Here is a 14,675-nt window from a genome sequence, read left to right on the forward strand (position 1 = left end):
GCTCATCCCCGACACTTTATTCGGCAATTCTACGCGCGCCCGAAACGGCGTGCCCGGGGCGCTTTCCCTTGTCGGGTAAGGGTTTGGGCTTGTCGATAGGAAATTTAAATAGGGTGCATCGCAACAATCAAATTTATCAAATTCTGCGACTTCTTCATAATCCATTCCATCGCAGTACCCAAACCCACTCAACCGAAGAGGACGCATCAGATGCCGATCATCAACAGCCAGGTCAAACCGTTCAAGGCCACCGCATACCACAATGGCGATTTCGTGACCGTCACCGACGAAAGCCTGAAGGGCAAGTGGTCCGTCGTCGTGTTCTATCCGGCCGACTTCACGTTCGTGTGCCCGACCGAATTGGGCGATCTGGCCGACCGTTACGCAGAATTCAAGAAAATCGGCGTCGAAATCTACAGCGTGTCGACGGATACGCACTTCACGCACAAGGCATGGCACGACACGTCGGACACGATCCAAAAGATCAAGTACCCGATGATCGCTGACCCGACGCTGGCAATCTCGCGCAACTTCGACGTTCTGATCGAAGAAGAAGGTCTGGCACTGCGCGGCACGTTCGTGATCAACCCGGAAGGCGAGATCAAGCTGTGCGAAGTCCACGACAACGGCATCGGCCGTGACGCTGGCGAACTGCTGCGCAAGGTGCAGGCTGCGCAATACATCGCGGCGCACCCGGGTGAAGTTTGCCCCGCCAAGTGGACGCCGGGCGCAGAAACGCTGACGCCGTCGCTCGACCTGATCGGCAAGATCTAAGTTTTACCGGCTCGCTAGAAGCCACACGCTACCCGCTGCAAACCCTGCCTTGAGCGGCGCCGCCTCACGCGGCGTCGTTGTGAGGCAGTCCGCAAGGTCACAAGCCTTGCGAACTGCCTTACGCGCCACGTTCGTTGTAACGCTTTGGCGCGAATCGAACCTCTCATTCCCATCTCGCCACGGACTCGAAAAACCATGCTCGACGCGAATCTGAAGACCCAACTCAAAGCCTACCTCGAGAAAGTCAGTCGTCCTATCGAGATCGTCGCCTCCGTCGACGACAGCGCGAAGTCGCAGGAAATGCTCGCGCTGCTGAACGACATCGCCACGCTGTCGGAGCGCGTCAGCGTGATCGAGCGCCGCGGCGACGACGAGCGTAAGCCCTCGTTTTCGATCGGTGAGCCGGGCAAGGCGGCGGGCATCCGCTTCGCCGGCATTCCGATGGGTCATGAGTTCACGTCGCTGGTGCTGGCGCTGCTGCAAACGGGCGGCCACCCCATCAAGCTCGACGACGCCGTGATCCAGCAGATCCGCGAACTCGACGGCGACTTCGCGTTCGAGACGTATTTCTCGCTGTCGTGCCAGAACTGCCCGGAAGTCGTGCAGGCGCTCAACATCATGGCGCTGATCAACCCGCGCATCCGTCACGTGGCGATCGACGGCGCGCTGTTCCAGAACGAAGTCGAGTCGCGCCAGATCATGGCCGTGCCGACGATGTTCCTGAACGGCGAAGTGTTCGGCCAGGGCCGCAGCGGCGTGAAGGAAATCCTCGCGAAGCTCGACACCAATGCAGGCGCGCGTGCCGCGAAGGAACTGGAGAAGAAGCCGGTGTTCGACGTGCTGATCGTCGGCGGCGGTCCTGCTGGCGCGGCGGCTGCGATCTACGCGGCGCGCAAGGGCATTGCGACGGGCGTCGTCGCGGAACGCTTCGGCGGCCAGGTGCTCGACACGCTGGCGATCGAAAACTTCGTGTCCGTGCAGGAAACGGAAGGGCCGAAGTTCGCCACGGCGCTTGAGCAGCACGTGAAGAGCTATGAAGTCGACGTGATGGACGTACAGCGCGCCGAAGCGCTGATCCCCGGCAAGATCAACGAAGTGCGCCTCGCGAGCGGCGCGGTGCTGAAGGCGAAGACGATCGTGCTGGCGACGGGCGCGCGCTGGCGCGAGATCAACGTGCCGGGCGAGCGCGAGTACCGCAATCATGGCGTCGCGTACTGCCCGCACTGCGATGGTCCGCTATTCAAGGGCAAGCGCGTCGCGGTGGTCGGTGGTGGTAACTCGGGTGTCGAAGCGGCGATCGATCTGGCGGGTCTCGTTAGCCACGTGACGTTGATCGAATTCGGCGCAACGCTGCGCGCTGACGAAGTGCTGCAACGCAAGCTGCGCAGCCTCGCGAACGTGACGGTCATCACCCAGGCTCAGACGACGGAAATCACGGGCGACGGCAAGAAGGTCAACGGTCTGACCTACACGGACCGTGCATCGAACGAGTCGAAGCATGTCGAGCTCGAAGGTGTGTTCGTACAGATCGGTCTGGTGCCGAACACCGAATGGCTGAAGGGCACAGTCGAGCTGTCGAAGCACGGCGAGATCGTCGTCGACGCGAAGGGCGCGACGTCGGTGCCGGGTGTGTTCGCCGCCGGCGACGTGACGACGGTGCCGTTCAAGCAGATCGTGATCGCCGTGGGCGAGGGCGCGAAGGCATCGCTGGCCGCGTTCGATCATCTGATCCGTTCGAGCGTCGAAGATCTGGAAGACGCGCAGGCAGCGGAACTGGTTGAGGCCTGATCGACGGGTTTTGTGTTCGCTGTAAAAGCAAACGGGCTAGCTTCGGCTAGCCCGTTTGTCGTTGTGCGGCCTCCCATCAGTTCTTGAGTTGTCTGCTTGACCAATCTTTACAGTCCCAGCTTTTCCCTTGTGCTACCGTTTTTGAGTATCTGTTCGGAATGCGAATCGAATGACGGTAGCTTGAAAATTCAAACAATCATGGAGGAGAACGCTGTGAACAATCTGGTAAAACTGACCGTGGCCGGCATCTCGCTGACCAGCCTGACGCTGATGGGTTGCGACAAGAAAGAGCCCCCATCGCACGAGGCCGCACAAGGCAACGGCAGTGCAGCCGAGCAGGTGGTGACGATCGGCCACGCGGGTCCGCTCACGGGCGGCAGCAGCCATCTCGGCAAGGATAACGAGAACGGTGCGCGGCTCGCTGTCGAGGAAATCAACAAGACGGGGCTCGTGATTGCAGGGCAGAAGGTACGTCTCGAACTCGACGGCGAAGACGACGCGGCCGATCCGAAGACGGGCACGCAGATCGCGCAGAAGTTCGTCGATGAACATGTCGTTGCGGTGATTGGCCACCTGAACTCGGGCGTGTCGATTCCCGCGTCGCGCATCTATAACGACGCGAACATCGCGGAGATTTCGCCGTCGTCGACCAATCCCGACTATACGAAGCAGGGCTACAAAAGCGCGTATCGCGTGGTCGCGACGGATGCGCAGCAAGGGCCCGCGCTCGGCGATTACGCGCTGAAGTCGTTGAACGCGAAGACCATTGCCGTTGTCGACGATGCAACGGCCTACGGCAAAGGCCTCGCCGACGAGTTCGCGAAGGCGGCGCAGGCGGGCGGCGGGCGCGTCGTCGCGCGCGAGGCCACAACCGACAAGTCCACCGACTTCCGCGCCATTCTCACCACCATCAAGAGCTCGCATCCGGATGTCATCATGTTCGGTGGAATGGATTCGACGGTCGGTCCGTTCATTCGTCAGGCGGCGGCGCTTGGCTTGAGTGCGAAAATTCTGAGCGGCGACGGCGCATGCACGGAAAAGGTGGCGGCGCTTGCGGGCGATGCTGTGAACAATCTCGTTTGTTCCGAAGCGAGTCTCGCGGTATCGCGCATGCCGCAGGGTGCCGAGTTCGAAAAACGCTTCGAGGCGCGTTTCAACGGTCCGATTCTCTTCAACGCTCCGTTCGCCTACGACGCCGTGTACGTGGTCGTCGATGCAATGAAGCGCGCCAACACCACAGACGCCGCGAAGGTGCTCGCCGCGATGCCCATGTCCGACTACAACGGTGTGATCGGACATATCGCCTTCGACGCACACGGCGACATGAAGGAAGGTGCGATCACCCTATATCACTATCAGGACAGGAAGAAGACGCTGCTGGATGTCGTGAGGTACAGCGGCGGGTCGATTTAAGACTGGGTGTCGGGCGCGGCGTCTATTTTGCGGAGGCCGCGCCTTTGCTTGTCTGCTTACCGTTTGCGTCCTCGCCGCGCTTGCCGATTTGCGATGGGCTGACGCCGCCCAACATCAACTGTTCGTCGGACCAGCGGTAAAACACGTCTGGACGACGAGCCGCTTTGGCTTTACGGTGGGTTTTGCGTGGAGCCTTTACGAGCTTCTTGCTGGCTTTGGGCTTTTTGAGGGCCTGCGTCGACGGGCTGCGCGCCGCGTTATCTGATACGAGTGCCTCGGGCTTACGGCGTGCGGCGAACGCATCCGAAGCACACCAGGCGACGATGCACGCGGCAACTGCGACATACCGCGCTATTACACTGATTTTCTTCCGTCTCGCCGCGTGTGCATGAGATATCGCCATCTTGGGATTCAAGATTCTGATCCACCGGATGCCGTTCGAGTGTCTGCTTGCTGTTCGACGCGTTCTATCCGTACGTCCATCGACGAGGCTCGAGTCAGGCCGAGTGCAGTTGCCGCCGCATAAGACAAATCGATGATACGTCCCTTGACGAACGGGCCGCGATCGTTGATGCGAACCACCACCGATCTCATTGTGGACTGCGAGGTCACGCGCACATAAGTGCCGAACGGCAGCGAGCGATGCGCAGCCGTCAACGCGTAGCCGTTGTAGCGTTCTCCGTTTGCAGTGCGGCGTCCCTCGAACTTGCGCGCATACCATGATGCGTGGCCCGTTTGCAGCGCGGCGCCAACCGGCTGGAGTGCGATGACTTCAGATTGAACCCTCTCGTTATCCGACACGCTATCCGGTTTGGCGGGTGTGATTGGCGTCGACACGATTCCAATCGTGCTCGACGCCTGATGCTCGGACGGAATCTGCGCGCAACCGGCAAATAATCCGAAAATTCCTAGTAATCCAAAAAGACGAACGGGTGACACGGCAGACCACGAATCAGCAAGAGAAGCGGGTCTAACGGTCTCAATATTTTCGGGTTGACGGTATGCGACAGTGGTGGCGATGTTTTGACAAATCTTTACGCGCTCGCGAAGCCGATCCGGCGACAGTCAGGCGCCACTGAACGGCGCCTGACTGCGCATGACGAACGGTTACTTGCCCATCACCGCTTCGAGAGATTCGCCCTTCACGACGATCTCCGTACGCCGGTTTCGTGCGCGGCCATCGGGCGTGTCGTTGTCCGCCACGGGGCGATCGAACGCATAGCCGACCAGCGTGATGCGCGATGCGCTGATGCCGCGGCGCTCGAGTTCATCCGCGACCGACTTCGCGCGCGCTTCGGACAACTGCTGGTTGTACTCGCGCGTGCCAACGTTATCCGTATGGCCTTCGACGATCATCGGCTTTTGCGTGCGGCTCAGTACGACGACCACGCGGGCAATCGCAGGGCCTGCGTCAGGACGCAAGCTCGACTCGTTGAAGTTGAACAGGACCTTCTCAGGCAGACGAACCTGCACGCCCTCCTTGGTCTGCGTGACTTCGATCCCGGCTTGCCGGTTCAGCGCTTCTTCCTTGCTGCGATCGAGGCCGCTGCACGCGGCGAGCATCGACAGGGAAAGGGCGCAGGCTGCGATGGTCAACAGTTTTTTCATGGTTGTGATGGAGTTGTGGGAGAGAAGGGAAGGAAAGTCGCGTCAGGCCGGGATTTTTCATCAAATCAAGAGAAAGTTTGATAAGGCATGCAAAGTTTTTCAAAATTTGACACGAAGGTGTCGCGTGGACGCACCGAAGTGCGAACAAACGTGAAACTTGCAGCCGACCACACGCAAAGGTCAAGAGTTCGGATCAAATGGCGTTAGTCGCAAGCGTCGCCGTGAATCCAGGCAACCGGAAGGCGGATGCCGTTGCGCAGTCTCTCGTTATCCACTTGAAAAGGAAGAGCCCACACCATGAGCATCTTTGGAACCATCGTCAGCAAGATTTTCGGCAAGGCCAAGCCAGCTGAGACGCTGCCCGCCGAACCCATCGCGCCGGCGCCTGCGGAAGCGTCGGCAGGCGCACCTGTCTCGACGGCGCTTGCAGACGTCGATGTCGCGGCCGTGATGGACCAGCTGGCCGCGGCGAACCCGCAAAAGCTCGACTGGCGTCGTTCGATCGTCGATCTGATGAAGCTGCTCGACGTCGACAGCAGCCTCGATCATCGCAAGCAGTTGGCGGGCGAACTGAAGTACGGCGGCGACACGAACGATTCGGCGTCGATGAACATCTGGCTGCACAAGCAGTTGATGACGGCGCTCGCCGCGAATGGCGGCAAGCTGCCCGCCGATCTCACGAGCTAAGGAGCCGGCATGAGCATTCTTGGCACTCTGGGCGAGATCGCGGGCGCCGTCGCAGCCGTCGAAGCGCTGGAGAAGGCGGACCCTAATGCATCGCTGTTGACGAAGGGCATGGCGGCAGTTGCAGGTTTCAAGGGCGCGGGCGCGCTCGCGGAACTGATTGACCGCAAGGCGGAAGACGACGCCGGCGACAGCGAACAGCCGCAACAAGCTTGATGCACATGACCGCCCGCATCGATTCGACGATCGGGCGGCTTATCGGAATCGACGGACTCGCCGGGCATCTTCCGTGCATCAAAGGCGAGCGGGCCGACATAAGAAAAATCAAAGACGCCTGCCCGTCTTCGACCGTGTGACATCGCGTCGCACATTCATCACACACCTTAGCGTCGTGTCCTTGACGCGGATCAGGACTTCGAACGCAACGCGTCCATAGAATCGCGGGGCACATAGGACCTTGTGCGCTTTGCCTTGCAAACCCCACACGTGTTCAGCGTGGTTCAACGATTATTGGGCAAACATGTTAGCCAGAAAAACCTTAAGAGCTTGCCTCTTACCGGTCAGCATCGGTCTGACCGCGTTTCTCACGGGATGTCAACTTGAAGTGCTCGACCCGAAGGGCAGCGTCGGCGTCGCCGAGAAGTCGCTGATCGCGACAGCGACGTGGACGATGCTGCTGGTCGTCGTGCCCGTCATTCTGTTGACGTTGTTTTTTGCGTGGCGCTACCGCGCGTCGAACAAAAGCGCGGTCTACGCGCCGAAGTGGGCGCACTCCACGGCAATCGAAGTGGTCGTGTGGACGATCCCCGCGCTGATCATCCTATTCCTCGGCATCCTGACGTGGCGAACCACGCACGAACTCGATCCGTACAAGCCGATCGAATCGAACGTGAAGCCGATCGACGTGGAAGTCGTCGCGCTCGACTGGAAGTGGCTGTTCATCTATCCCGATCTCGGCATCGCGTCGGTGAACCAGCTGGCGATGCCCGTCGGCACGCCCGTCAACTTCCACATCACGTCGGACTCGGTGATGAACTCGTTCTTCATCCCGCAACTCGGTACGCAGGTCTACGCGATGGCGGGCATGCAGACGCGCGTGCATCTGATCGCGGATGAACCGGGCAACTACGCGGGCGTATCGGCGAATTTCAGCGGCAAGGGCTTTTCGGACATGAAGTTCCGCACGCTCGCCGTGAGCGCCGCCGATTTCAACGCCTGGGTGCAGAAAGTGAAGGCGTCGCCAGAACGGCTCGATATGGACGGCTACTACGCGGTCGCGAAACCTAGCGAGAAAGACCCGGTGCGCTATTTCTCCGCGGTCGATCCGAAGCTGTTCCGCAACGTCATCGCGAAATACAACAGCGGGCATGTCGTCGATTTCCGTGACGCCAACTGCATCACGAACACTTCGAAGGAGTAACCCATGTTCGGCAATCTGACTTTAGAGGCGATTCCGTTCGATCAGCCGATCATCATGGGCGCGGCCGCCCTGATGGGGCTGATCGTGCTGGCCGTCGTCGTGCTCGTTACGCGCCTGAAAAAATGGCGCTGGCTGTGGACGGAATGGCTCACGTCCGTCGATCACAAGCGCATCGGCGTGATGTATATCGTCGTCGCCGTACTGATGCTGCTGCGCGGGTTCGCTGACGCCGTGATGATGCGCCTGCAACTCGCGCTCGCGAGTGGCGGCGCGACCGGCTATCTGCCGCCGCATCACTACGACCAGATCTTCACCGCGCACGGCGTCATCATGATCTTCTTCATGGCGATGGCGCTGATGGTGGGGCTCTTCAATATCGTCGTGCCGTTGCAGATCGGTGCGCGCGATGTCGCGTTCCCGTTCCTCAATTCGTTGAGTTTCTGGATGACGGCGATCAGCGCGATCCTGATGAACATTTCGCTGGTGATCGGCGAGTTCGCGCAGGTGGGCTGGCTCGCGTATCCGCCGCTGTCGGAGTTGCAGTTCAGTCCGGGCGTGGGTGTCGATTACTACATCTGGGCGCTGGAACTCTCGGGCGTCGGCACGCTGATCACGGCGATCAACTTCTTCGTGACGATCATCAAGATGCGCGCGCCCGGCATGTCGCTGATGAAGATGCCCGTGTTCACATGGACGGCGCTGTGCTCGAACGTGCTGATCATGGCTACGTTCCCGATCCTGACGGTTGCGCTGGCGCTGCTCGGCCTCGACCGCTACGCGGACATGCACTTCTTCACGAACGAAGCAGGCGGCAACGCCATGCTTTACCTGAACCTGATCTGGGCCTGGGGACACCCCGAGGTCTACATCCTGGTTCTGCCCGCGTTCGGCATCTACTCGGAAGTGATCTCGACGTTCGCCAAGAAGCCGCTGTTCGGCTACAAGACGATGGTCTATGCGTCGTGCGCGATCATGGTGCTGGCGTTCCTCGTGTGGGCGCACCACTTCTTCACGATGGGCTCGGGCGCTGACGTCAACGCGTTCTTCGGCATCGCGACGATGATCATCGCCATCCCGACGGGCGTGAAGATTTTCAACTGGCTGTTCACGATGTATCGAGGCCGCCTCGAATTCACGGCGCCCGTGCTGTGGACGATTGGCTTCATGATCACGTTCACGATCGGCGGCATGACGGGCGTGATGCTCGCGATCCCGGGCGCGGACTTCGTGCTGCATAACTCGCTGTTCCTGGTCGCGCACTTCCACAACACGATTATCGGCGGCGTGGTGTTCGGCTATCTGGCCGGGTTCAGCTACTGGTTCCCGAAGGTGTTCGGCTTCAAGCTCAACGACAAGCTCGGCAAGAGCGCGTTCTGGTGCTGGTTCGTCGGTTTCTTTGTGGCTTTCACCCCGCTGTACGTGCTCGGCTTCATGGGCGCGACGCGTCGTCTGAACCACTACGACAATCCCGCATGGCAGCCGTACATGATCATCGCGGCATGCGGCGTCGCGCTGATCGCGGTCGGCGTCGTGTTCCAGGTCACGCAGGTGGTGGTCAGCATCATCAATCGCAACAAGCCGGAGTATCGCGACGTCACGGGCGATCCGTGGGGCGGCCGCACGCTCGAATGGTCGATCTCGTCGCCGCCGCCCGTCTATAACTTCGCGACGATTCCCGTCGTCGAGGAACTCGATGCCTTCGCGCACATGAAGAAAACGGGCAGGGGCCTCGGCATTCAGGCGGCGTATCAGGACATCCACATGCCTTCGAACACGAGCGCAGGCTTCTTCATCGGCGTGTTCAGCCTTGCGTTTGGTTTCGCGGCTGTGTGGCACATCTGGTGGCTCGCGATCGTCTCGCTGCTGGCGATTGCGGTGACCGTGATCGGCCGCAGCTTCGGTCGCGACGACGGCTATTTCATCCCGTCCGACGTCGTGCGGGCAATCGAAAACAAAGGCCGTACGCCGCTTCCGAAGCATGTGGAAGTGTCGCCGGTGCTCGCGGAGGTCGAGTGATGCTGCAAAAAGTCCATACCGCAACCCTGAACGGGGTCGATGGTCACGGCCATCATGGCGAATCGCATTCGGTGTTCGGTTTCTGGCTGTACCTGATGACCGACTGCGTGCTGTTCGCGTCGCTATTCGCGGTGTTCGCCGTGATGGCGCATCAGTTCAACGCCGGGCCGACGGGGAAGGATCTGTTCGACATTCCCGGCGTCGCTGTCGAAACGGCTGCGCTGCTGTTTAGTAGCATCACGTACGGCTTCGCGATGGTCGCCGCGCGCCGGCAGAACACGCGTGCCGTGCTCGGCTGGCTCGCCGTCACGTTCGTGCTTGGCGTCGTGTTCCTGAAGCTCGAACTGGGCGAGTTTTCGCATCTGCTCGCCGAAGGCGCAGGTCCGTCGCGCAGCGCGTTCCTGTCGTCGTTCTTCGTGCTGGTCGGTACGCACGGCCTGCACGTCGCGACGGGGCTGATCTGGATGGCCGTGCTTGCCGTGCAGGTGGCGCGCGCGCCGCAACTGACGCAGCGTGAAATCACGCGGCTGACGTGCCTGAGTCTTTTCTGGCACTTCCTCGATGTCGTGTGGATTTGCGTGTTCACTTTTGTCTATCTCGGGAGCGCGATCTAAATGGCTCACTCGAATTCCCATGCGCTTCATGGCGAAGCAGGGCACGGCGGTATCGGCGGATATGTGATTGGGTTCGTGCTGGCCGTGGTGTTGACGGCCGCCGCGTTCGGCATCGTGCTGCAAGGCTGGCTGCCGGCTGCCTCGGCGCCGTTCGCGCTTGCGGCGCTCGCTGTCGTGCAGATCGTCGTACACCTGGTGTTCTTCCTGCACATGAGCGTGTCGACGTCCGGCCAGCGCTGGAACACGCTTGCCCTTGCCTATACGGTGCTGGCCGCGATGTTCCTAGTGTTCGGGACGGTGTGGGTGATGCACAACGTCAGCATGAACATGATGTCGCGCTGAAGCCGTTGCACATGCATCCGGGCGTTGCGCGCCAGCGCGATGCCCGGTGAACGGAAGCCGAAGGACAGGTTGGTCCTTCGGCTTTTTTTCGTCGACGCGGAACGCAAAAAAAAAGCGGCAAGCATACGATGCTTGCCGCCTCCATTTACTGCGTATATTCGTTGGTAGGCTCGATTGGACTCGAACCAACGACCCCCACCATGTCAAGGTGGTGCTCTAACCAGCTGAGCTACGAGCCTAGCGAAGAGCGCGAATTATAGAGACACACTTTCGATCGCGCAAGTGCCCGGGGCGATTTTGTTGTCGATGACAAAATGGCCCAGTTAGCCGGTGCGAAGCAGCGGGTTGGGACGGGCGCGCGCAAGGTGCTCCACAGAGCGGCGCGAGACGGCTACGATGGGCGATGATGCATCTCGGAGGCGAGCTGGGCCATGAAGAAAAATGTTCGTCAGCATTCTCCGCGAGTCGTTCGCGACCACACGCATGCGATGTGGCGCGATCTCGCCGTGTCGTTCCTGCCGTTCGTGGTGCTGTTCGCCGTGCTCGCCTGGCTCGTGATATGGCTGGTCGATCCCGCGCCGCCGCGCACGATCACGATCAGCGCCGGTCCGCACGACAGCTCGTTCATGCAGTACGCGCAGGAATATCGAAAGATACTCGGGCGCAATGGTGTCACGCTCAACGTGCTGGAGTCCGATGGCTCCGTGCAGAACCTCGACCGGCTGCTCGACCGGAAGCAGCGGGTGGATGTCGCGCTCGTGCAGGGCGGCGTATCGGCTGGCCGGGATACCACCTCGCTGATGTCGCTCGGCACGGTGTCGTATGTGCCGCTGATCGTCGTGTACCGCGGCAAGGGACTATCGCAATTGTCGGATCTGGAAGGCAAGCGGGTCGCGATTGGGCGCGAAGGCAGCGGCACGCGGATGCTGTCGCTCGAACTGCTCGGGGCGAACGGCATCCTGCCGGGCGGCGATACGACACTCTTGCCGCTCGATGGACTCGACGCCGCGAAAGCGCTCGTGAGCAACCAGATCGACGCGGCGCTGCTGAGCGGGGACTCGACCACGCGCGCGATGATCCTGCGTCTGCTGACCATTCCGGGCGTATCGGTGATGAATTTCAACGAAGCAGATGCCTATACGCGGATCTTTCCTTATCTCGACAACCTCGATCTCCCCATTGGTCTGCTCGATCTGAGGCGCCGCATTCCCCCCGCACCGCTTCATCTGATCAGCCCGACCGTCGAACTGGTGGCGCGCTCGAATCTGCATCCGGCGATATCCGATCTGTTGATCGAAGCCGCGCAGGAAGTGAATGGCCCGGCGGGCCTGTTGCAGAAAGCAGGGCAGTTTCCGAATTCCGTCGCGCGCGAATTCCGCATCAGCGAGGATGCGACGCGCTACTACAAGTCGGGCAAGAGCTTTCTGTACCGGACGCTGCCGTTCTGGCTCGCGACGGTCGTCGACCGTTTGCTGGTGTTGCTGCTGCCGATTGCCGTGCTGCTGATTCCCGCGTTGCGGCTGATTCCCGCGCTGTTCACGTGGCGCGTGCGCTCGCGGATTTACCGGTACTACGGCGCGCTGATCGCGATCGAGCGCGACGCGATGCGCAGTTCATCGGACGAAGAACGCGCGAAGCTGCTTACGGAGCTGGATGGGATCGAGGCGTCGCTGAATACGCTGCGGATGCCGCTTGCTTATGCCGATGGGTTCTATGTGCTGCGCGAGCATGTGCGGTTTGTGCGGGAGCGGCTGGAAGGCGTGCGCGAGCGCGTGCATGCGCGGCAGTAGCGGGATGTGCTGCATGAGGGCGTCGCGGGGAAAAGTCGTGATGCGTCAGTGGGATAAGGCGCGAGTCCGGGTGTTGTCCACAGGGTTGTGAACAAAAACTGTGGATAACGTCGAGGCCGTGTATTGAGCGATAGCCGATGCATCGCTTGTAATCTGAGTCGCATCAATGAGTTGCGCGAGTCTTGCGCAGGATACTCACAGGCTTATGAACGGAAACTGTGGACAACCTCGCGGCGTGTCCACGCGTAGAAGAAGCGTGCGCGAGTGACGCGAGGCGGATGCAGCGTGTGCAACCTGAATGGCGTCAATGACTTGCGATAGTCTTGCCCAGGTTACCCACAGCCTTATGAACGAAATCTGTGGAGAAGTCTGCGCTACCATCTCCAAACCTCACCAGCCACAAATCGTCGGCATCGGGCAAGACATTTGCTGCGCAGTCATCAATTGCGCCGCTCCCGGTTGCACTGACGCTGGAGGTTCCATGCGCGTTCGTCCGTTTCTGATCGCGAGTGTCGTCGTTCCGCTTGCCGCTTGCGCGGCGCCATCCACGACGCCGGAAGAAGCGAGCTTCGGCCCTTCGCCGACACTACCCGCGCCCACCACATCGCTAGTGCCGACGGTCCACGTCGCGCCTGTCGAAACGCGTGCCGCCGGCACGCATCCCACCGCGCCGCCCGGTTTCGCGGTGACGCCGTTCGCCACGAATCTCCAGCATCCGCGCTGGCTCTACACGCTGCCGAACGGCGATGTGCTGGTTGCCGAGACCAACACGCCGCAGCCGCACGACGAAGGCGGCGGCGTGGTCGGTTGGATCACGAAGCAGTTCCAGAAACGCGCGGGCGCGGGCGTGCCGAGTCCCGACCGGATCGTGCTATTGCGCGACGCAGACGGCGACGGCAGCGCTGAAACGCAAAGCGTGTTCATCGACAAGCTGCATTCGCCGTTCGGCATGGCGCTGATCGGCAATCAACTCTATATCGCCGATACCGATGCGCTGCTGCGCTTCGATTACGTCACGGGCGAAACGAAGATTGCATCGCAGGGCGTGAAGGTCGCCGATCTGCCCGCCGGTCCGATCAATCATCACTGGACGAAAAATATCCTTGCGAGCCGCGACGGCAAGCGGCTTTACATCACGGTCGGCTCGAATAGCAATGCAGCGGAGAACGGCGTTGAAGCGGAAGCGGACCGCGCCCGCATTGTCGAACTCGATATCACGAGCGGCACGATGCGGCCTTACGCAACTGGCCTGCGTAATCCGAACGGCATGGCGTGGCAACCTCAAACGGGCGCATTGTGGACGACCGTGAACGAACGCGATGAACTGGGCAACAACCTTGTGCCCGACTACATGACGTCGGTGAAGGACGGCGCGTTCTACGGCTTCCCGTTCAGCTACTACGGCCAGCATGTCGATTCGCGCGTGAAGCCGCAGAACCCGGACATGGTCGCGCGAGCTATCGCGCCGGACTATGCGCTCGGCAATCACACGGCGTCGCTCGGGCTGGCGTTCTATGACGGCAAGCTGTTCCCGGACCGTTACCGTGGCGGCGCGTTCATCGGCCAGCACGGCTCGTGGAACAGAAAGCCATTTGCGGGCTACAAGGTGATCTTCGTGCCGTTCGAGAATGGCAAGCCGTCGGGCGGACCGGAAGATTTTCTGACGGGATTCCTGACGCCGGACGGGCACGCGGTTGGGCGGCCCGTCGGTGTCACGCTAGATGCGCGCGGCGCGCTGCTGGTTGCCGACGATGTCGGCAACGCGGTGTGGCGAATCGCGCCCGCGACGGGAACGGCGGGCGCGAAGTAGACGCTAGACAGACGTCAGACTGAAGCGGGCATCAAAGCGTTTTACGGACGGTTGTACATCGCATTCCAGTCCGCAGCCGACACGCCCGGGCGGCCCGACTGCGATGCGGTCGCGACACCGCCGTGCCCGCTCGCTGCGCCGTTCTGCGCGTCCACGCGCGCTTGAGCGGCCTGGATCTCATCGGGGTAGTGCGCTTCCGTGCCGGCGCCCGGGCGATAGCCGGCCTTTTCCAGCTGAACCAGTTCGGCGCGGACCTGAGCGCGAGTAATCGGCTGGTTCGACTGAGCGAACGACACAGCGGGGATAGCGAGCACAGCAGCGATGGCAACAGCCTTGATCAGCGACTTCATGATGAACCTCCAACTTTGCTTTCGACTTTGCGAACAGCCCTGTTCGCAATCAGTTGAAGCAAGTGT

At 61.0% G+C, this 14,675-nt stretch carries 16 protein-coding genes and 1 tRNA gene; 12 read left to right on the forward strand and 5 right to left on the reverse strand.

Going from position 1 to position 14,675, the window contains the following annotated elements:
• The first annotated feature begins 210 nt into the window (after nt 1–210).
• The 3 genes from ahpC (at nt 211) to C2L65_RS19815 (ending at nt 3,975) form a co-directional block, all read left to right on the forward strand.
• Nucleotides 211–774: an alkyl hydroperoxide reductase subunit C gene (gene ahpC / locus C2L65_RS19805; RefSeq protein WP_007737185.1), complete on the forward strand. Its 564-nt coding sequence runs from the start codon at nt 211–213 to the stop codon at nt 772–774.
• Nucleotides 775–969: 195 nt separating this feature from the next.
• Complete coding sequence (gene ahpF, locus C2L65_RS19810) at nt 970–2,562, forward strand: alkyl hydroperoxide reductase subunit F (RefSeq protein WP_042316120.1); 1,593 nt, start codon at nt 970–972, stop codon at nt 2,560–2,562.
• Nucleotides 2,563–2,832: 270 nt separating this feature from the next.
• Nucleotides 2,833–3,975, forward strand: a complete 1,143-nt coding sequence (locus C2L65_RS19815; RefSeq protein WP_042316159.1) for a branched-chain amino acid ABC transporter substrate-binding protein — start codon at nt 2,833–2,835, stop codon at nt 3,973–3,975.
• 22 nt (nt 3,976–3,997) lie between these two features.
• On the opposite strand, the gene C2L65_RS19820 is transcribed toward C2L65_RS19815, so the two are convergent.
• The 3 genes from C2L65_RS19820 to C2L65_RS19830 all read right to left on the reverse strand — a co-directional run bounded on the left by C2L65_RS19820 (nt 3,998) and on the right by C2L65_RS19830 (nt 5,583).
• Nucleotides 3,998–4,390, reverse strand: coding sequence for a hypothetical protein (locus C2L65_RS19820; protein ID WP_156132420.1), 393 nt, complete (start codon nt 4,388–4,390; stop codon nt 3,998–4,000).
• Entirely contained in the window at nt 4,387–4,812 is a 426-nt protein-coding gene (locus tag C2L65_RS19825; protein WP_427910179.1) for a septal ring lytic transglycosylase RlpA family protein, read from the reverse strand. The genes C2L65_RS19820 and C2L65_RS19825 overlap by 4 nt, the downstream gene beginning before the upstream one ends.
• Nucleotides 4,813–5,082: 270 nt before the next feature.
• Entirely contained in the window at nt 5,083–5,583 is a 501-nt protein-coding gene (locus C2L65_RS19830) for an OmpA family protein (RefSeq protein WP_042316128.1), read from the reverse strand.
• A 297-nt stretch (nt 5,584–5,880) separates the two neighbouring features.
• On the opposite strand from C2L65_RS19830, the gene C2L65_RS19835 reads away from it, so the two are divergent.
• From C2L65_RS19835 to cyoD, 7 genes are all read left to right on the forward strand, one after another.
• Nucleotides 5,881–6,270 (forward strand): DUF3597 domain-containing protein, encoded by a 390-nt coding sequence (locus tag C2L65_RS19835; RefSeq protein ID WP_042316130.1) that lies wholly within the window; start codon nt 5,881–5,883, stop codon nt 6,268–6,270.
• A 9-nt stretch (nt 6,271–6,279) separates the two neighbouring features.
• Nucleotides 6,280–6,483, forward strand: coding sequence for a hypothetical protein (locus C2L65_RS19840; RefSeq protein WP_042316133.1), 204 nt, complete (start codon nt 6,280–6,282; stop codon nt 6,481–6,483).
• Between the two features lie 5 nt (nt 6,484–6,488).
• Nucleotides 6,489–6,623 carry a hypothetical protein gene (locus tag C2L65_RS47085; protein ID WP_267895452.1) on the forward strand — a complete coding sequence of 45 codons (135 nt, stop codon included), beginning with the start codon at nt 6,489–6,491 and terminating at the stop codon, nt 6,621–6,623.
• Between the two features lie 164 nt (nt 6,624–6,787).
• On the forward strand, nt 6,788–7,687 hold the full coding sequence (gene cyoA, locus C2L65_RS19845) for a ubiquinol oxidase subunit II (RefSeq protein ID WP_042316135.1): 900 nt from the start codon (nt 6,788–6,790) through the stop codon (nt 7,685–7,687).
• A gap of 3 nt (nt 7,688–7,690) precedes the next feature.
• The gene (gene cyoB / locus C2L65_RS19850; protein WP_042316138.1) at nt 7,691–9,703 is read left to right on the forward strand and encodes a cytochrome o ubiquinol oxidase subunit I; all 2,013 of its coding nucleotides are present in this window, start codon (nt 7,691–7,693) and stop codon (nt 9,701–9,703) included.
• Entirely contained in the window at nt 9,703–10,317 is a 615-nt protein-coding gene (cyoC, locus tag C2L65_RS19855; RefSeq protein ID WP_052427047.1) for a cytochrome o ubiquinol oxidase subunit III, read from the forward strand. Before cyoB ends, cyoC begins: the two co-directional genes overlap by 1 nt.
• Entirely contained in the window at nt 10,318–10,659 is a 342-nt protein-coding gene (gene cyoD, locus C2L65_RS19860) for a cytochrome o ubiquinol oxidase subunit IV (protein WP_009770506.1), read from the forward strand.
• A gap of 162 nt (nt 10,660–10,821) precedes the next feature.
• On the opposite strand, the gene C2L65_RS19865 is transcribed toward cyoD, so the two are convergent.
• Nucleotides 10,822–10,898, reverse strand: a tRNA-Val gene (locus tag C2L65_RS19865).
• 192 nt (nt 10,899–11,090) lie between these two features.
• Here C2L65_RS19865 and C2L65_RS19870 point away from each other — a divergent pair.
• The gene (locus C2L65_RS19870) at nt 11,091–12,449 is read left to right on the forward strand and encodes a TAXI family TRAP transporter solute-binding subunit (protein WP_042316141.1); all 1,359 of its coding nucleotides are present in this window, start codon (nt 11,091–11,093) and stop codon (nt 12,447–12,449) included.
• 481 nt (nt 12,450–12,930) lie between these two features.
• Nucleotides 12,931–14,259, forward strand: coding sequence for a PQQ-dependent sugar dehydrogenase (locus C2L65_RS19875; RefSeq protein ID WP_042316143.1), 1,329 nt, complete (start codon nt 12,931–12,933; stop codon nt 14,257–14,259).
• A 41-nt stretch (nt 14,260–14,300) separates the two neighbouring features.
• Here C2L65_RS19875 and C2L65_RS19880 read toward each other — a convergent pair whose 3' ends face one another.
• A complete protein-coding gene (locus C2L65_RS19880) occupies nt 14,301–14,609 on the reverse strand; it encodes a DUF4148 domain-containing protein (protein WP_042316146.1) in 309 nt (102 codons plus the stop codon).
• Between the last annotated feature and the right edge of the window lie 66 nt (nt 14,610–14,675).

Origin of the sequence: Paraburkholderia terrae (assembly GCF_002902925.1) — a bacterium.
Taxonomy (GTDB): Bacteria; Pseudomonadota; Gammaproteobacteria; order Burkholderiales; family Burkholderiaceae; genus Paraburkholderia; species Paraburkholderia terrae.